Genomic DNA, 18,987 nt, shown 5'->3' on the forward strand with positions numbered 1-18,987 from the left:
TCTAAGATACTTCTATAATAACATAGTACTAAATAGTACTCAATATTTTATTTTAAAATTTGACAAAAAAATAAAGCCATCACTGGCTCTAAGGGCAATTTATTATTAGTTAGGTGTCAAACTCCCGAATGTATATGTCATCAATTATTAAGATATGAAACTTGTTTATATGTATAATTCCTTTTATACTTATAGTAGCATAATAAATAATTAATAGTTATATGGGCGTATTGGGACAATTGATTCATTTAAACGGATTTCACTGTTATACATACTGTTAACGATTCACATCATCACTTTATTTGTAATATTACTATAAATTACTACAAATTAAAAATAATTATAAAGTGAAACTTCAATTAGTGGGATTTTTCACTTCCTCCACTGATTGTAAGTTGAACCAATCAGGCCTTTACCGGCTGTTGATCCACCACACTTACAATTCTTTTTTTCTACAAAAATGCTTGATGTGGGGGGCTTACAGCCAGTTAATCTGTGATATAGTAAATCTGCCTTTATTATTTCAAATAAGTGTAATGTTTTAGAAGGATGGTGAAATATGTCAATTTTAATGGATTATTTTATAATATTATGGGGATTTTTGCTGATTGGTTTAATGGCAATTGGTGGATCCTTCATGTTTCGAAAGTTTTTGAAGAAGTTGCCAAAAGCTGACGGAAAATCAGATATGGACTGGGAAGAATATTATATGGAAAAAACGCGTCATATGTGGGGACAGGAAGAAAAAGATTTACTTGAAAAGCTTGTCTCTCCTGTTCCAGAACTTTTTCGCGATGTAGCTAGACATAAAATCGCCAGTAAAATTGGTGAGGTTGCTTTAGCCAAACAAGAAGATAAAATCACCCGTGAAGCACTAATAGAAGGATATATTATTGCAACACCGAAACGAGATCATAATTTCCTTAGAAAGAAACTTCGCGAAGAAAAAATTGATGTGACACCCTATGAGCCTTTGTTTGAACTCTCTAAATCAAATTATGCTGAAGATTGGCGTAAAAAATATCATATGAATAAACAATAAATGCCCTGTATCCAAGAATACAGGGCATTTATTATGTTCTACTAGCCAATCTTCGCTGTAATTCAACTGTTAATTTCTTATATTGATATAACATGGCAAGTCGCCAGCTTATAATCATTGCAAAAGCAAGCAAAAAGAACATTCCACTTGTTTCGCCAAGGGTAATCGTACGACCAATAATCGATTTCGCAACCAGACGCACTACAAGTAATCCGACTAGAATGAATACAAACGCTTTGGATGGAATTAAATAGATTGCTTCATCACGAATTTCAAAACGCGAGCTCCGAATGAGGAAAACGGAGAAAAACACACCTACAATAATTGCCTCTGCTATTTCTGATCCACTCAATCTAAATTCAGGGAAAAGAAACATAAGCGCACCACTACTCATAAAAATTGGTGGTAAAATTATTTTTTTCACGGTTACAGGTTTTTTAGCGGCCTTCAAGCGGACAAAAATCATCGTCACGGCCATAAACGCTGCAACAACTGTACTTGCAATAACCCACATCAAACCATCACACTTTCAAACAGACTTGGATCCTGTTAAAATCCGTAGAAATTAAAGAATCCAGCCAAAAATGAAGTTAATTTTGTCATCCAGTCAAAAAACAAGGCTATACCAAGTAAGATCATCATATAGCCACCAACTTTAACAATGATTTGACTATGTTTCTTTATCCAATTCAGCTTCCCAACAAAGAAGGAAAGAACGAAGAATGGGATGGAGAATCCTAATACATAGCTAATCATTAACACCATACCCATCTCAGGTTGAGAGGCAGCCAATGTAATAACTATTCCCAAAATCGGTCCAGTACAAGGTGTCCAGCCAAGTGAAAATGCCAAGCCAATAATGAAGGAGCCGAAATACCCTGCAGGTCTATTTTTAAATGATATTTTTCTATTTTTCATTAGGAATTCGAAGTTCAATAAACCTACAATTACTAGTCCAAAGAATATGATTAAAATAGCACCTATCTGACGAATGAGTTCTTTATATGCTAGCATAAATTGTGAAATATACAAGCTGCCAAAGCCCATCATGATGAAGATAACGGAAAAACCGAGCAAGAAGAAAACGGTATGTGTCATACTCTTTCGATTTAGCATCTTGTTATCATCTTTTAGCTCACTGACACTCATTCCTGTTATATATGATAAGAAAGCAGGAAATAAGGGTAATACACATGGTGAGATAAAAGATAAAAACCCTGCCCCAAATGCTAGAAAAATGTTAACCTCGGACATATACACCCTCCTATATACAAGACTCCAACTATCATTTTAGCAGAATTAGGAAAGGCTGGTTACGTTGTTTATGACAATATACCAACAGTTCCAACGAAAACATCATATCACATTCACTTACTTAACACATATATGCTGCCCAAATCAAAAATACCCCTCTTGATGAAATCGTCAAGGGGTATCATGTGATGCTGTCCGAATATATAAGGAATAATTGCTATTTATCCGTTTGATTATTCATTGCACGCATCATTTGATTGATTTTCTTTTGCGATGGCTTTTGTCCCATCTGCATCATTAGCGTGCGCAGCATTTGTTCATTAATTGGTGGATTTTTTTTCAAGTAGTTCATCATATACTTACGAGCAATGAAAAATCCAAGTGCAACACCTGCAATGAGTGCTGCCAATGCAATTAAAACGACCCAAATCGTGCTCATGTAAAGATTTCCTCCTTCAACTTGTCTCTTATACAGTATAATAAATCATTGCCAGGAATACAATACGATTTCTTGCCGATCTTTTTACGAATCACGAAAAAAAGCAAGTCCAAATCCCTGAAATGGTAGCTCAAACAGTAGGAAGCCAGTGGAGAAGCCTTGTCTCCACTGGCTACATACAAAGATACTTGATTAAATGGACAATGATTGATTATTAAAATCAATCCACCCAACTGTCCTTTATTGTAATAAGGATTCTACATTTTTCACAACATTTTCAACAGTAAAGCCGTATTCCGCTATGACCTTGTCCCCATTTGCAGATGCACCGAACGTATCAATTCCCATGATAATTCCTTCAGTACCTGTATATCTTTCCCAGCCAAATGGTGAAGCCATTTCAATGGCAACCCGATTTTTCACTGCACTTGGAAGGACAGCTTCCTGATATGCTTTATCTTGCTGATGGAATCGATCCCAAGAAGGCATGCTGACTACACGTGTTTCAATTCCTTTTTCACGGAGTGCTTCATGCGCGCGCAAAGCAAGCTGTACTTCTGAACCCGTTGCAAGCAAAATGGCATCTGGTGTTTCTTTATCTGCATCACAAATCACATAGGCACCTTTTTTTACACCATCATAAGCTTTTTCCTGCGTACCATTTAACGTAGGTAAACCTTGTCTCGTTAACACCAATGCAGTCGGCTGGTCCGTTGATTCCATTGCCAATCTCCAAGCAGCTTGCACTTCATTCCCATCAGCAGGACGAATGACTGACAATCCTGGCATGGCACGGAATGCAGCTAAATGTTCCACTGGTTCATGTGTTGGACCATCTTCCCCAACTGCAATAGAATCATGTGTGAATACATAGGTTACCGGTGTTTTCATAATGGATGATAAGCGTACAGCAGGACGTAAATAATCACTAAAGACAAAGAACGTACCTGCATACACTTTTAACCCACCATGAAGTGCCATTCCGTTAAGTGCTGCTGCCATTGCATGCTCACGTACACCGAACCAAATATTTCTTCCTGCATATTGTTCGCGAGTGAAATCGTCATTGTCCTTCATCGTTGTATTATTAGAACCAGCTAAGTCAGCACTTCCTCCAAATAAGGTTGGTACTGTCTTGGCAATCGCATTTAACACTTCACCAGAAGATGCTCTAGTCGCCAATTTATCCTTACCGGCTTCATATACGGGCAAGTCCTTATCCCAATCAAGTGGAAGCTCTCCACGTATAGCTTGTTCCAGCTGAGCAGCTTCTTGTGGATACTTCTCTTTGTAATCTGCGAAAAGTTTATTCCATTCTTCTTCTGTTGCAGCCCCTTTGGAGATGATTTTTTCTTCAAAATCAGCATATACCTCTTCAGGAACATGAAATGGCTCATGTGACCAGTCATAAAATTCCTTCGTTAATACAACTTCATCTGTCCCTAGTGGTGCTCCGTGTGAAGCAGAGGAAGCGGATTTATTTGGGGAACCATATCCGATAATTGTTTTAATTTCAATAATAGTTGGCTGATCTTCATTTTCTTTTGCCTTTGCAATGGCTTGTCGAAGTTCATCAACATCATTTCCGTCTTCTACACGTAGGTATTGCCAGCCGTATGCCTGGAATCTTTCCTTTGTATTCTCAGAGAAAGAACGATCCAAATCTCCATCAAGCGAGATATCATTGGAATCATATAAAGCTATCAATTTACCAAGCCCCAAATGTCCAGCTAGAGATGCTGCTTCATGAGAGATTCCTTCCATTAAATCACCATCACTAATCAAAGCAAAAGTATGATGATCAACAACCTTAGCGTCTGCTTTATTAAATGTAGCTGCTAAGTGTGCTTCCGCCATTGCCATACCTACTGACATTGCGATACCTTGTCCAAGTGGACCAGTTGTAGCTTCTACACCATCTGTATGATGTACTTCCGGATGGCCAGGGGTTTTTGAATCCCACTGACGGAAGTTCTTTAAGTCCTCAAGTGTTACATCATAGCCTGATAAATGCAGCAAGCTATACAATAACATAGATCCATGACCAGCAGATAATACAAAACGGTCACGGTTGAACCATTTTGAATGCTTGGGGTTATGATTCATAAATTCTGTCCAAAGTGTATACGCCATGGGAGCGGCTCCCATTGGTAAACCGGGATGACCAGAATTAGCCTTTTCAATTGCATCAATAGCAAGCGTACGAATGGTATTAATGGAAAGCTGTTCAATATTTGTCGACATTGTGTATTCCCCTTCCTTCATCTCTTCTTTGGGATATATAATATTATTATTTTATCACAGATTAACTGGCTGTAAGACCCCCACATCAAGAATTTTTGTTGATAACCTGAATAGTCAGTGGGGGATCAACAGCCAGTAAAGGCCTGATTGGTTCAACTAACAATCAGTGGGGGAAGTACGCCCCCCCTGCTTGAAGTTTCACTTTATCACAGATTAACTGGCTGTAAGACCCATACTTCAAGAATTTTTATTGTTAACAAATATTGTAAGTGGGGGATCACCAGCCGGTCAAGGTCTGATTCACAAGTTATATGACAGGATTCAACCAGTTCCAATTTACTGTGTGATAAAGCATAATCTTATTGTTTCTTCTGCCTCGCTTGTAAATCTCTAACCTTCTGTGGTGTTACATCGTTACCTTCTGGATCTATAACTGTCATTTTCTTCAAGTGATTCGTAAAGGAGCTACGCACGTTTTTCAAGTATTCATCCCGAAGCGTCTGTTGTTCTTCTTTTTCTGCTTCAGTTAATCCTTCAGCTTTGGACTTTTTAGATAATTGATTGATGCGTTCCAGCTTTTCTTTTGATAGCATATTGCTCAACCTCCTATAAATGAAATCCAACACACCAAATAAAAAATGTAGGTGGTTCATGTTAAAAAAAGCAGGACCCGCGAAGGTTCCTGCTTGTTTATCTTACCTTTTCTATTTTCTATTTTCAAGTTTTTGATATTCTTGATACCTACGATGCACCGTAGCCTTTGAAACTTCATAACCAAAGCCGGTTAAAGTATGGGCAATTTCATCAAACGTAAGATTGCGATCCCGAAGCTTCAAGATTTCTTCTATTGGCAATTCTTTCCGTTCTCGTCCAGGAGACTGATTGATTCGCGATAAATTATTACCGGGAGTATAACCATTTGCCATAGCCTTTTTTATTCCTCGGGAGATCTTTGCATTATGAATTTTCCGCTGATATTCCTCCACAATCCCAACAATTTGCATGACCATTGAATCAGATTCCGATAACTCCAGCTCTCCATCATGCATGACTGTATAAATAGATATATTCATTCGCTCAAGTTGATGCAGTAAAGCGATTTTAGTATTTCCTCGCCCAAGCCGGGTCTCATCCTGAATCAATAGACAATCTGCTTTTCCATTCGAAAACAGTTCTAGTAATTCAAAAATACCATCTCGTTCTAATTCATATCCACTCGCTTTTTCCTCTATCGTCCTTACAATCGTTATATGATGACGAATGGCAAGCTTTCTCAATTCTTCCTGCTGTCTTTTCAAAGATGTTTCCTGTATTTGCTTATCTGTACTAACGCGACTATAAATAATTGCTTTCACTAGATGAACGCTCCATTTATTATATTTAGGCACCAATAAGTGAGAAGTAAATCATACCAATTGTTAGCATAAAGGCTACTAGATAAAACGCATCCGTCTTTGTAATTTTACCAAACATATGAATCCGTCCTTTCTCCCCAATGGGAACCTTTGTTCTGATATCATCTTACAACAGAACATATGGTCTGTCAACTGTTTTTTCGAACGAATGTTTGCATTATTATTTTCTTAATGATAAACTTATTACAATAAAACTTATGTGCGAGGTGTCCATGACATGACTAAATTATCAAATAGACAGCAAGCCATCGTCGAATTTATCAAACAAGAAGTTCGTGATAAAGGCTATCCACCTTCGGTAAGAGAAATCGCAGAAGCAGTTGGCCTTGCATCTAGTTCTACTGTTCACGGTCATTTATCCAGACTAGAGAAAAAAGGGATTCTGCGGAGAGATCCTACCAAGCCGCGTGCCATAGAAGTACTTGACCTATCAGAAGATACGGATGTCCCACGTGGAGAAGTTCGTTATGCGCCATTAATTGGTAAAGTTACTGCTGGTATTCCAATAACTGCTGTTGAGAATATTGAAGAATTTATTCCCATCCCGAGTTCCAGCGCATCAGCTGAAGACAATGTATTTGTATTGGTAATAGATGGTGAAAGTATGATTGAAGCGGGTATTTTGGATGGAGATATGGTTATTATTAAACAGCAAAACACTGCACAAAATGGGGAAATCGTCGTTGCGATGACCGAAGAAAATGAAGCAACGGTTAAACGCTTCTTTAAGGAGAAAGATCATATACGTTTACAGCCAGAAAATGCAACAATGGAACCACTGATTTACCGTGATGTGACCATTCTTGGTAAAGTAGTTGGCTTGTATCGTGATATTCATTAAAATCTCTTAATCTTGCATGGACGTTATCTAGTACTTTACAAAAGATACGAATACAGAAAAATGTTTCGCAATTGTATGTTATGCACCTACAATTTGCGAAACATTTTTTTATTTATGCTAATTGGGACACTTCATGCTGGGCATGCGTTACATACTTCTACATAAAAAGGCTTTAGTCCTCAAAATAGAGGGCTAAAGCCTTTTACATAATCAGGAGCTATGTCTGTTAATCACGTGTCTATTCTAAATTATCATCCTTAATAGGTTGCGAGATATTGCTCTCGTTCCCACGCGTGTACTCTCGCGTTAAACATGCCCCATTCAATTTCTTTTGCTTTCAGAAAATGTTTATATAGATGGGTACCCATCGCTTCTTTTACAACCGTATTATCTTTTAGTTTCTTTGTAGCTTCGATTAATGTTCCCGGCAGATCCTGAATACCAAGTTCTTGTCGTTTTGCCTCGGACATTTCGAATACATTTTCATTTACCGGTTCTGGTGGTGTCAAATCATTTTCCACGCCATCCAGTCCTGCAGCAAGTAACACTGCGGTAGCCAAATATGGATTTGCTGTCGGATCCACGCTTCGTAATTCCACCCGTGTACTTAATCCTCTTGCATAAGGAATTCGTACAAGCGGGCTCCGATTCTGAGCAGACCAAGCAACATAGCTTGGGGCTTCATAGCCTGGTACCAGTCGTTTATATGAATTAACAGTTGGATTCGTAACTGCAGTATAATCGATCGCATGCTTCATTAAACCAGCAATAAATTGATACGCATCCTTACTCAGTTCTGCATTTCCAGCAGGATCAAAAAACACATTTTCATCGTCGCGAAATAAAGACATATTCACATGCATTCCTGAACCTTGGACACCAAATAATGGCTTAGGCATAAAGGTTGCATGTAATTGATGACGTCTGGCAATCGTTTTTACGACTAGTTTAAACGTCTGAATATCATCACAATGTCTTAGGGCATCTGAATATTTAAAATCAATCTCATGCTGTCCAGGTGCACTTTCATGATGGGATGCTTCAATTTCAAATCCCATTTCTTCTAATTCCAGTACAATATCTCTGCGGCAGTTTTCCCCTTGATCAGCAGGACCCAGATCAAAATAACCGCCCTGGTCATTTACCTCCAGGGATGGCTCGCCTGTTTCATTTAATTTAAACAAGAAAAACTCAGGTTCAGTTCCTAAATTAAACGCAGTATATCCATGTTCCTTCAATTTTTTCAGGTTTTTTTTCAAATTATTTCTCGGACATCCAGCAAAAGGGGTACCGTCAGGATTGTGGATATCACAAATAAACCGCGCTACCTTTCCTTTATCTGATGTCCAGGGAAAAACGACAAAGGAATCTAAATCCGGATGCAAGTACATATCAGATTCTTCAATATGAACAAATCCATCTATTGATGAACCATCAAACATGATTGAATTATCCAAAGCTTTATCCAACTGACTTAATGGTATTTCAACGTTTTTAATGGTTCCTTGCATATCTGTAAATTGCAGCCGAATAAATCGTACATTTTCCTCCTTAATCGTTTGATAAATCTTTTCTTTCGTCAATTGCGAATACATTCAAATCCTCCTAATTTTCTTCCTCCCCTTCCTATTCCCTAATTTTTTAAAAGAAAACCCATTTCCTGCATCTTCTTCACTGTTTCCACAACAGCAATCTTCACATGCGCGTATGTTAATCCACCCTGAATAAATACCAAATACGGTTCCCTAATTGGTCCGTCTGCTGATAATTCAATACTTGAGCCTTGAATGAACGTTCCAGCAGCCATAATTACCTCGTCTTCATAGCCAGGCATATCACTTGGGTATGGGGTGAAATGTGAATTAACAGGAGAATATTCCTGAATAGCTTGGCAAAACGCAATCATTCTGTCTTTATCATGGAGCGCAACAGATTGTATTAAATCTGTCCGTTTTGCTTGATAATGTGGCGAGGTTTCATAGCCGCAAAGCTCTAAAAATCTTGATGAGAATACTGCACCCTTTAACGCTTCTCCAACAATCATTGGTGCAAGGAAGAATCCTTGGTACATTTCCTGCAGTAAGCTAAAGGTGGCTCCCATCTCTTTGCCAAGCCCTGGTGCTGTTAAACGATTTGCACATTGTAAAATAAGCTCTTCACGGCCTGCGATGTATCCCCCAGCCCGAACGATTCCGCCACCTGGATTCTTAATTAGCGAACCAGCTATCACATCAGCACCAACATGTAACGGCTCCCTTTCCTCTACAAACTCACCATAACAATTATCAACAAATACAATTAACTTTGGATCAATCGTTCGTATGTATTGAATCATATCTGCAATTGCTTCTATGGTAAAAGAAGGGCGATCATCGTAGCCTTTGGAACGCTGTATTCCAATCACCTTCGTATGTTCATTGATGGCTTTCCGAATCCCGTCATAATCAATTCCGCCATCAGGCTGTAGAGGGACTTCATTATAGTCTACTCCAAAATTTTTTAAAGAGCCGGTGTTATCTCCAGTTGTACCAATCACTTGCTCAAGCGTATCATAAGGTTTTCCAGTAATATAAAGTAATTCATCTCCTGGGCGTAGAAGTCCAAATAAAGCGGTAGATATGGCATGTGTTCCTGAGACAAGCTGTGGTCTTACTAATGCAGCTTCTCCACCAAATACATCTGCATACACTGCTTCTAAGGTATCTCTTCCCATATCATCATAGCCATATCCGCTCGTAGAATTAAAATGAGAATCGCTCACCCGATTCTCTTTAAACGCATCCAGTACGCGTTTTTGATTTAATTCAACTCGTTTATTAATGTCATGGTGAATAGACATGCAATCTGCTTCTGCCTGTTGTATCAATTGTTCAATCATTTTCTCTCTATACTCCTTTAAAATGGTGTGTCTGCTTTTAAATTCAGATCTACTAATACTGTCGAGGTATATCAAAGGTTACCATGTACACCATCCTTACTTAATCACGCTCTAGTACATGTCGCAATGGATGGTCTGTACGCATAAATCCTTTAACAGTATACACATTACCTGACTCATCATACTTTCTTTCTGTTGTAATTGTTTGCTGTTTAAGTTGTGTTAATAGCTTTCCTTCATCCGGATTAACGTGCACAATATAACGATCCCAATCTTCTATAAATACCGTTTCTAATGTTTGCAGTAATTGTTGTACATCTGCTGCATCTGTTGCATTTAACATCGCATATGGATGCTGCATCGGAATAAAATCTGCCGTCAATAAATCCTTTTTATTGTATACCGTTAACATAGGAATCTGATCAGCATCTAGGTCCTGTAATAATTTAATAACCGTTTCTTGATGCTGAGTTGCATCAATATGAGAACTATCCACAACATGTAAAATAAAATCTGCTTCTGCTACCTCTTCCAAGGTTGAACGGAATGCTGCAATTAGCGTTGTCGGGAGTTTTTGCAAAAAACCAACCGTATCCGTAATCAATGTTTGAAAGCCTGAAGGTAATTGTATATTTCTTGTAAGCGGGTCTAATGTAGCAAATAATTGATTTTCTGCAAGCGACTCACTATTCGTTAACTGATTAAATAATGTCGATTTTCCTGCGTTAGTATATCCAACAATCGCAATTTGGAATACATCATTCGTCTTCCGTCGTTTACGATATTGTTCTCGCTGTTGAACAATTGTTTTCAAGCGCCTGCGTATATCATAAATGCGATTTCGAATATGACGTTGATCCGTTTCCAGCTTCGTTTCTCCGGGTCCACGTGTTCCAATTCCAGCACCTAGCCTGGAAAGCTCTGTACCTTTTCCCCTTAATCTAGGTAATACATATTCCAATTGGGCAAGCTCAACCTGCAATTTTCCTTCTTTGGTTCTCGCACGCTGTGCAAAAATATCAAGAATAAGCTGACTTCGGTCAATGACACGAACATCTAGACGATTTCCAAGGTTCCTTAACTGTCCCGCTGAGAGTTCATCATTGGAAATCACCAAATCAATTTCTTCTTCATCAACCACTTGCTTCATTTCTTGTATTTTCCCTTCACCTATATATAAAGCAGGATGAATTCGAGTTCTATTTTGTGTAATCGTTTTAATTACTTCGCCACCTGCAGTTGTACCAAGTGATTCCAGCTCCGCTAATGAAGAATGAAATCGGTCGTCTTGTTCCATAGGCAGCTTTACTGCAATAATTATTATTTTTTCTTTTGCCATTTGATAACATCCTTTAAAGTCATCTTGGTTGCGCTTGTTCACATCTATCATAGCAAAGTATTGATAACGGTACAAAACTCAAGTCACATCATATGGTTGAATATCCGGCGCACGCAGATAAAATAAGTCATCTGCAGTAAAGCTTCCAGATTGCATCAATCGAAATGCATGCTGCCGGATTGCTTGCTCCATTATATTTCGAATGTAGCGTCCATTTGAAAAATTCCAATCTTCTTCGGCAAGCTTTTCATTTAATAGATATTTTAGTTTCCATTCAGCGTCTGTTGTTAGCTGGTATTCTTTTTTCGCTGCCATTTGCCTTGCCATTTCCATTAATTGCGTCGTATTATAATTTTCAAATTCTAAAATAAACGGAAATCGTGATTTTAATCCAGGGTTTAAAGCCAGAAACCGATCCATTTCAAGTGGATAACCAGCAAGAATAAGGACAAAATCATGCTGATGATCCTCCATATGCTTGACTAGTGTATCCACAGCTTCCTTACCAAAGTCTTTATTCCCACCTCTTGCAAGGGAATACGCCTCATCGATAAATAGGATTCCACCTAGGGCTTTTTGTATTAAAGCACGTGTTTTTTGAGCAGTCTGCCCAATATATTCCCCAACTAGATCAGCGCGTTCTGCTTCGATAAAATGTCCCTTGGATAGCAAATTACATTGATGATATAATTTGGCCAAACAACGGGCGACGGTTGTTTTCCCTGTGCCTGGATTCCCTTTAAATAACATGTGGAGAACCTGCTTACTCCCAGTCATACCTAATGCCCGTCTTTTCTCGTTTACCATAATGGTTGCATAGACCTCACGCATCGCCTGTTTCATGCGATGTAAGCCGATAAAAGGAGCAAATGCCTCATCAATAACAGAAAAATGGTCATTGGTAGACACGGATTGTTGCTCCTGGGTTCCAGACTTTCGATCGCGCAAAATGATATTAATTTTACCATTTTTATGTTGGATTTTTTGCGTTTCCATCTAGATCACTCCCCACTCACCACAGTATACGGAAACGATACAATAGTTGTGACAAATGCCTATAGAGATGGGGAGCAAATGCCCCTTTTCATAAAAATCACCCCATCACAGGTAAGTCCTGCAATGGGGTGCCGTCTTTCAGCGTTCTTATTCCTTATCCACTTTGACGTTTTTAACCGGAGCAAACGTAGAAATAGCATGTTTAAAGATTAATTGCTGTTTCCCATCGGTTTCCAATAGCACTGTAAAGTTATCAAATGCTTTAATCACACCTCGTAGCTGGAATCCATTTGTTAGAAAGACAGTTACCGAGATATGATCTTTCCTTAACTGATTTAGATAGTGATCTTGAATATTTACCGCTTGTGCCAATTGTTTTCCTCCTCTTTTCTATCTGTTGTCATAAGGACTTGCTATATTAATATTTCTACCTTTCTTTTAAAAATCCTGCTAAATCATTAATTATTATTCTAAATTTTTCATTAATTGTTTCTGGTTCAACTGAATACCAGTTTATATCTAGTTTATTTTTAAACCAAGTGTACTGACGTTTGGCATATCTACGGGAATTTTGTTTCAACGTTTCAATCGCTTCCTCCATGCTGCATTGACCCTCTATATAAGGTATCAATTCCTTGTAGCCTATTGCTTGCATGGATTGACATTCCCCATAGCCTTCAGCCACCAATTGCCTTACCTCTGAAACCAGACCCTTCTCAATCATTTCATCGACACGATTATTAATGCGGTCATATAGTAGCTGTCTTTCCATTTCCAAACCGACTAGCTGTACTTCAAATTGCAGTTCTTTCCTTTGATTCTTTTGAAGTTCTGTCATCGTTCCACCTGTCGCTTCATAGATTTCAAGTGCACGAACGACGCGTCGGTGGTTATTGGGGTGAATTTTTTTAGCTTGCTCTGGATCAACCTCTGTTAACCTTGTATACAGTGACATAATGCCCTCGAGTTCTATTTGCCGCTCCAATTTAGCCGTTATTGCTTCATTTCTTTCCTGCTTCGAGAAATGATAATCATATAGTACAGCTTGAATGTACAAACCGCTGCCACCGACCAAAATGGGTAATTTTCCACGGCTCGTTATATCGGTAACACAACGCTTCACTTCACTTTGGAAAGCTGCTGCTGAATATGCTTCATCTGGATTTTTAATATCCAGTAAATGATGTGGAATGCCTTCCATTTCCTCCACAGAGATCTTGGCTGTTCCAATATCCATGTTTCGATATACCTGCATGGAATCGCCACTAATAATCTCACCATGGACACGTTTGGCCATTTCAATACTTAATTTTGTTTTTCCTACCGCAGTAGGTCCAACGATGACAACTAGTTTTTCTTTCATGTTGATTCCCCTTGTAACCACTTTCGAATCCATCCATATGCAATAATTTATCTTTTGGTCTGATAAGCGTCAATCATCCAATTATACTTTTCAAACTGGCTGGTGAGACCAATTAGTAAATCCTTTGTCGGCTCATCCTGGGATTCATCTGCCAATCTCAACCCTTCATCCCGATTAGAGGCAATCATATGGTTAAAATCATCTCTTAGCTGATTCATCATTTCATCGACGGTATCATCAGCAGTCGCTTCCGCTATCGTTGCTTCTTTTACAAACTTTGACATCGTTGCGTAAGGCTGACCGTTGATCATTAAAATACGTTCCGCAATTCGATCAAGGTCACTGGCTGTTTGCTCGTACATCTCTTCAAATTGTGCATGGAGCTGGAAAAATTGTGGCCCTTGCACATACCAATGATAACGATGCAGCTTTACATACAACACAAAATGATTCGAAAGTAGCTCATTTAAATAATTTATCAATGGTTGATGTTTCATGATTATTTCTTCCCTTTCCTTAGCTAATCTATGACTAGGCTGTACGAAAGAGAATGAAATTATACCCTGCCGACTACATTACTCGTTTAAACATCTTTTCTAATTCATAAGATGAAAAATGTACAATAATCGGACGTCCATGTGGACAAGTAAATGGATCTGTTGTTTCCCGCAAATCTGTTAATAATCGAACCATATCTGCTTCATTTAAATGATGATTTGCTTTAATCGACCCTTTACAGGCCATCATAATTGCAGCGTCTTCACGAATCTTAGCGATATTTATTGTTCCTTTCTGGATGACCTGCTCAACCATCTCCCGAATGACTTCTTCTTCATAATGCTTGGGAAACCATCTTGGATGGGAAGTAACTCGGTACGTTTGTTCACCAAATGGCTCCAAATATAAACCGACCTTTTCCAGCTCTTCACGCGCATCTTCCATTAAGATCGTCTCTTGTTTGGTAAATTCAAATGTTAATGGGATCAATAGCTGTTGGGATTCATTAGCAGGTTTAGCAAGCTTGGCATAGAAAAATTCATATTTGATCCGCTCCTGTGCAGCATGCTGATCAATCATATACAAACCATTTTCATTTTGTGCCAAAATATATGTTCCATGTAATTGGCCGATTGGATACATGGTTGGAATCCTATCTTTATCTGTATGCTGTTCAGTCGCATATTCTGCATGTTCAATTGCTGCAGGTGTATATGATGTTTCAGCAGCTGAGTCCAATCCCTTGACATCCGCTGGAATAGACCATTGCTCTCTTTCGTTTGCTTGAGGCATTGGTTCATAGGCGCTTGCAGGAGCACGTTCAAACGCTTGCTCGCTAATCGTTGCATTGCCATATGCTGGCTGGGATTGTTGTCTATTCGGTGTGTCTAATGGCATAGCATACTGTTCTGAAACTGGTTTAACTGTTGGCTTTTGTTCCATTTCCGGAATTAAAGTAGTTTGCCGAAACACATCTCGAATCGTACGCTCCACTACATCCACCAGCTCTTTCTCCTTACTAAACCGTGCTTCCAGCTTCGTTGGATGTACGTTTACATCTACTAGAATAGGATCCATTTCTATGGACAATGCAACAATTGGATTTCTGCCGATTGGCAATAACGTATGATAAGCCCGTAAAATAGCATGAATAAGTGGCTGACTTCTTATGTATCTACCATTAATCATAGTAGATATATAGGATCTTGATGCCCTCGTTACCTCGGGCTTCGCTACATAACCTGTAATGGAGAAATCCAAGGTTTCTCCTTTTACAGGAAGCATTTTTTTAGCTGTCCCCATACCATAAATTTGGGCCAGCACCTGGAGTAAGTCATTTGAACCTGGAGTTTGGAATAAAGTTTTGCCTTGATGTACTGCCTCAAATCGAATTTCAGGATGGGAGAGTGCTAAACGATTCAATAAATCTGTAATATGTCCAAGCTCTGTATGGATGGTTTTCATGTATTTTAAGCGTGCAGGTGTATTAAAAAATAAATCACGAACAATAATTTCCGTCCCTTGCCGTGCATCACTTTTTCCACGTTCGACTAATTTACCACCTTCCAGCTTTAAGCTAGTTCCAGCCCGATCCCCTTCCGAAGTTTTAATTTCCAGCCGACTGACAGATGCGATACTTGCCAAAGCTTCACCACGAAAGCCTAAAGTTCTAACATGGAATAAATCTGTTTCTGTGCGTATTTTACTTGTTGCATGACGAAGAAAGGCTGTCTCCACATCTGCCTCACTCATACCCGTACCATTATCGGTTATTTTGATTTCCTGAAGTCCAGCCTCCAACAGTTCCAGTTTAATCCAAGTACTGTTCGCATCAATGCTATTCTCCATCAATTCCTTTACTACGGATGCTGGCCGTTCGACTACCTCACCAGCAGCGATTTTATTAGCAAGTGCATCAGGCATTTGTATGATTTTCATGCAGACATCCCTTTCTTATTGCTATTACGCCTTCGCCTGTTTTTGTAGCTTATACAATGCATTCATTGCTTCCAGTGGCGTCATTTCAAATAGGTTGAGTGTTTTTAATTCCTCTAACACTTTATGATCATGGGTTTGCAGCTTTTCCTTTTTGGATGATGCCTTTGTATCAACAAAGAAGGATAGTTGACCTGTTTCCATTTTTTCTTTCGTTGGTTGCGGACGATCCTGACCTTCTAATTGCTCTAAAATCGTTCTCGCTCTTTCAATCAATGGTTCCGGAAGCTCAGCAAGCTTTGCCACATGAATACCATAGCTTTCATCTGCTGCTCCCTCTTTTATTTGATGCAAGAATACAACATTTCCTTCATACTCCTCTGCTCGCACATGAATATTTTTCAATCGTGGAAGCGAGTTTTCCAAGGCTGTCAATTCGTGGTAATGGGTAGAAAATAATGTTTTTGCATGGATATTATTATGAATATATTCTACAATCGCTTGTGCCAGCGCCATCCCATCATATGTGCTTGTCCCACGTCCAATTTCATCCAATAGGATTAAACTATTTTCAGTTGCATGTGATAAAGCGTGATTTGCCTCCAGCATTTCCACCATAAAGGTACTTTGTCCAGATACCAAATCATCTGCTGCACCAATCCGGGTAAAAATTTGATCAAAAATGAACAACTCTGCCTCGTCACAAGGTACAAAACAGCCAATTTGTCCCATGATGGCCGTTAACGCGAGCTGACGCATATACGTACTTTTACCTGACATATTTGGTCCGGTAATCAGCAGGATATTCTTTTCTTTATCCAAAGCTACATCATTTGGTACGAATGAGCCGTCCTTCATCACCTGTTCAATAACTGGATGCCGGCCATTATTGATCCGCAATTTCTGATCAACAAAAACAGGTCGTTTGTAATTATTTTTCTCACTTACAGTTGCAAGTGACTGCAATACATCCATATGACTGATTGTATCAGCAATCTCCTGCAACAATGGTATATGTTCTTTTATTTCTTCGCGAATTTCTGTAAAGAGCTTATATTCCAGGTCGACACTTTTTTCCTGTGCCTCCAGAATTAATTGCTCTTTTTCCTTCAGTTCCGGTGTTACATAGCGCTCCGCATTTGTTAACGTTTGTTTCCGTTCATACCGACCTTCCGGCAACAAATGCAGATTAGCCTTTGTCACTTCAATATAGTATCCGAATACCCGATTATAACCAATTTTTAACGACCGAATATTCGTAGCTTCTTTTTCTTTTTGCTCCAACTCACTAATCCATTGCTTGCCATTGCGAGCTGCATCTCGATATAAATCCAATTGTTCATGAAAGCCATCTTTAATAAGAGAACCTTCCTTAATTGAAATAGGCGGCTCTTCCACCAGACTGGAATCTAGCAGTTCTACCAGATGTTCTGGATACTTGAGCTGTCCAGCTAATTCTGTTACTTGCTTTTGACCAAACTGCTGCAAAATAGATTGTAGTACTGGAATCTGCATTAAAGATTTTTTCAATTGCACCAGATCCCGGCCATTCACATTCCCAAATGAAATTCTGCCTGCCAGTCGCTCCATATCATAAACTGATTTCAGTGCTTCTCTTAATGCATCTCGTTCCATGAATCCACTATAAAATGCATCTACTATATCCAGACGCTTTTCAATTTCTACTTTATTTAACAATGGCCGCTCCAGCCATTTTTTCAGCATTCTAGATCCCATCGCGGTTGCAGTCTGATCCAAGACCCACAATAGGCTGCCATGTTTCCCTTTTCGCAGTATGGTTTCTGTCAGCTCCAAATTGCGCTTAGAATACATATCTAGGGCAAGATGATTCTTTAATTCTATAATCTCCGCTTTTTGCAAGTGATCTAGTGACCGCTTCTGTGTATGTTGTATGTAGTTTAATAGTCTGCTAAATGCCTTCATAAGCCGTTCATCATTCAAATTTTCACATAAATAGCGATATTCGGCATTGAAATTTACTTCATCCTGATAGGAAAGGGTAACATGTAAACGATCTTTTAATTCTGTTTGTTTTTCCTCTGGAAGCTTAGATGAAATAACGATTTCTCGGATTGGTTGATTATACAACTCATGAATCACTGCATCCCAACCAATTACAATTGCTGCTTTATTTTCACCTGTGGATAAATCATTATAAACGATTGCATGGGACCCATCTTGAAAGTGAGAAAGGCTGGCAATGTAATTATTATCCTGTTCGTTCAACATATTACTTTCCATAACAGTACCTGGCGTAATCAACTGCACAACTTCCCGTTTCACAACACCCTTGGCCAGTTTTGGATCTTCCACCTGTTCACAAATAGCTACTTTATAGCCCTTATCTACTAAATTTTTTATATAGCCTGATGCGGAGTGGTGTGGGACCCCACACATCGGTATCGGTTCCTTCTGGCCTGAATCCCTTTTAGTTAAAGTGATTTCCAGTTCTCTTGCAGCCTTCACTGCATCTTCATAAAACATTTCATAAAAATCACCTAAACGAAAGAAAAGAAAGGCATCTTTATGCTCTGCTTTTATCTTTAAATATTGCTTCATCATTGGTGTTTGATTTGACATCCTATATCCTCCAGAACCAGCATATTCTTTTGTAAGTATAGCATAAAGCATACGCTATCGCGACTAGGTAAACTACGATTCAGCATGGATAAATAAAAACCCGGTGCCTTGTCCCCTTTCACCTTTTACTTGGTATTGCCTA

The 18,987-nt window shown here is 38.9% G+C and carries 17 protein-coding genes; 2 read left to right on the plus strand and 15 right to left on the minus strand.

All coding sequences use genetic code 11. From position 1 onward, the window contains the following. Window positions 1–559 precede the first annotated feature (559 nt). Complete coding sequence (locus tag DX933_RS04140; protein ID WP_223805871.1) at window positions 560–1,042, plus strand: DUF2621 family protein; 483 nt, start codon at window positions 560–562, stop codon at window positions 1,040–1,042. Window positions 1,043–1,073: 31 nt separating this feature from the next. Here DX933_RS04140 and DX933_RS04145 read toward each other — a convergent pair whose 3' ends face one another. The 6 genes from DX933_RS04145 to DX933_RS04170 all read right to left on the minus strand — a co-directional run bounded on the left by DX933_RS04145 (window position 1,074) and on the right by DX933_RS04170 (window position 6,334). Further along, the gene (locus DX933_RS04145) at window positions 1,074–1,559 is read right to left on the minus strand and encodes a CcdC family protein (protein WP_123315221.1); all 486 of its coding nucleotides are present in this window, start codon (window positions 1,557–1,559) and stop codon (window positions 1,074–1,076) included. Window positions 1,560–1,591: 32 nt separating this feature from the next. Further along, window positions 1,592–2,296: a cytochrome c biogenesis CcdA family protein gene (locus tag DX933_RS04150; protein ID WP_123315222.1), complete on the minus strand. Its 705-nt coding sequence runs from the start codon at window positions 2,294–2,296 to the stop codon at window positions 1,592–1,594. A 217-nt stretch (window positions 2,297–2,513) separates the two neighbouring features. Then, window positions 2,514–2,735: a YneF family protein gene (locus tag DX933_RS04155; protein ID WP_123315223.1), complete on the minus strand. Its 222-nt coding sequence runs from the start codon at window positions 2,733–2,735 to the stop codon at window positions 2,514–2,516. A gap of 240 nt (window positions 2,736–2,975) precedes the next feature. Beyond that, window positions 2,976–4,979 (minus strand): transketolase, encoded by a 2,004-nt coding sequence (gene tkt / locus DX933_RS04160; RefSeq protein WP_123315224.1) that lies wholly within the window; start codon window positions 4,977–4,979, stop codon window positions 2,976–2,978. 359 nt (window positions 4,980–5,338) lie between these two features. Continuing rightward, window positions 5,339–5,572 (minus strand): DUF896 domain-containing protein, encoded by a 234-nt coding sequence (locus DX933_RS04165; RefSeq protein ID WP_123315225.1) that lies wholly within the window; start codon window positions 5,570–5,572, stop codon window positions 5,339–5,341. 111 nt (window positions 5,573–5,683) lie between these two features. Further along, the gene (locus DX933_RS04170; protein ID WP_123315226.1) at window positions 5,684–6,334 is read right to left on the minus strand and encodes a YneB family resolvase-like protein; all 651 of its coding nucleotides are present in this window, start codon (window positions 6,332–6,334) and stop codon (window positions 5,684–5,686) included. 277 nt (window positions 6,335–6,611) lie between these two features. On the opposite strand from DX933_RS04170, the gene lexA reads away from it, so the two are divergent. Then, window positions 6,612–7,235 carry a transcriptional repressor LexA gene (gene lexA / locus DX933_RS04175; RefSeq protein WP_123315227.1) on the plus strand — a complete coding sequence of 208 codons (624 nt, stop codon included), beginning with the start codon at window positions 6,612–6,614 and terminating at the stop codon, window positions 7,233–7,235. A gap of 257 nt (window positions 7,236–7,492) precedes the next feature. Here lexA and glnA read toward each other — a convergent pair whose 3' ends face one another. From glnA to mutS, 9 genes are all read right to left on the minus strand, one after another. Next, entirely contained in the window at window positions 7,493–8,830 is a 1,338-nt protein-coding gene (glnA, locus tag DX933_RS04180; RefSeq protein ID WP_123315228.1) for a type I glutamate--ammonia ligase, read from the minus strand. A gap of 38 nt (window positions 8,831–8,868) precedes the next feature. Next, window positions 8,869–10,113, minus strand: a complete 1,245-nt coding sequence (locus DX933_RS04185; protein ID WP_123315229.1) for a methionine gamma-lyase family protein — start codon at window positions 10,111–10,113, stop codon at window positions 8,869–8,871. Window positions 10,114–10,213: 100 nt separating this feature from the next. Continuing rightward, window positions 10,214–11,452, minus strand: coding sequence for a GTPase HflX (gene hflX / locus DX933_RS04190; RefSeq protein ID WP_123315230.1), 1,239 nt, complete (start codon window positions 11,450–11,452; stop codon window positions 10,214–10,216). A 78-nt stretch (window positions 11,453–11,530) separates the two neighbouring features. Further along, complete coding sequence (locus tag DX933_RS04195; RefSeq protein WP_123315231.1) at window positions 11,531–12,448, minus strand: AAA family ATPase; 918 nt, start codon at window positions 12,446–12,448, stop codon at window positions 11,531–11,533. 147 nt (window positions 12,449–12,595) lie between these two features. Further along, the gene (gene hfq / locus DX933_RS04200) at window positions 12,596–12,820 is read right to left on the minus strand and encodes an RNA chaperone Hfq (protein WP_123315232.1); all 225 of its coding nucleotides are present in this window, start codon (window positions 12,818–12,820) and stop codon (window positions 12,596–12,598) included. A gap of 55 nt (window positions 12,821–12,875) precedes the next feature. Continuing rightward, a complete protein-coding gene (gene miaA, locus DX933_RS04205; protein WP_123315233.1) occupies window positions 12,876–13,811 on the minus strand; it encodes a tRNA (adenosine(37)-N6)-dimethylallyltransferase MiaA in 936 nt (311 codons plus the stop codon). A gap of 47 nt (window positions 13,812–13,858) precedes the next feature. Beyond that, entirely contained in the window at window positions 13,859–14,308 is a 450-nt protein-coding gene (locus DX933_RS04210; RefSeq protein ID WP_123315234.1) for a Dps family protein, read from the minus strand. Between the two features lie 73 nt (window positions 14,309–14,381). Continuing rightward, on the minus strand, window positions 14,382–16,247 hold the full coding sequence (gene mutL / locus DX933_RS04215; protein ID WP_123315235.1) for a DNA mismatch repair endonuclease MutL: 1,866 nt from the start codon (window positions 16,245–16,247) through the stop codon (window positions 14,382–14,384). 24 nt (window positions 16,248–16,271) lie between these two features. Further along, entirely contained in the window at window positions 16,272–18,845 is a 2,574-nt protein-coding gene (gene mutS / locus DX933_RS04220) for a DNA mismatch repair protein MutS (protein ID WP_123315236.1), read from the minus strand. Between the last annotated feature and the right edge of the window lie 142 nt (window positions 18,846–18,987).

This window comes from Ornithinibacillus gellani (genome assembly GCF_003730295.1).
In the GTDB taxonomy this organism is placed as follows: domain Bacteria; phylum Bacillota; class Bacilli; order Bacillales; family Amphibacillaceae; genus Ornithinibacillus_A; species Ornithinibacillus_A gellani.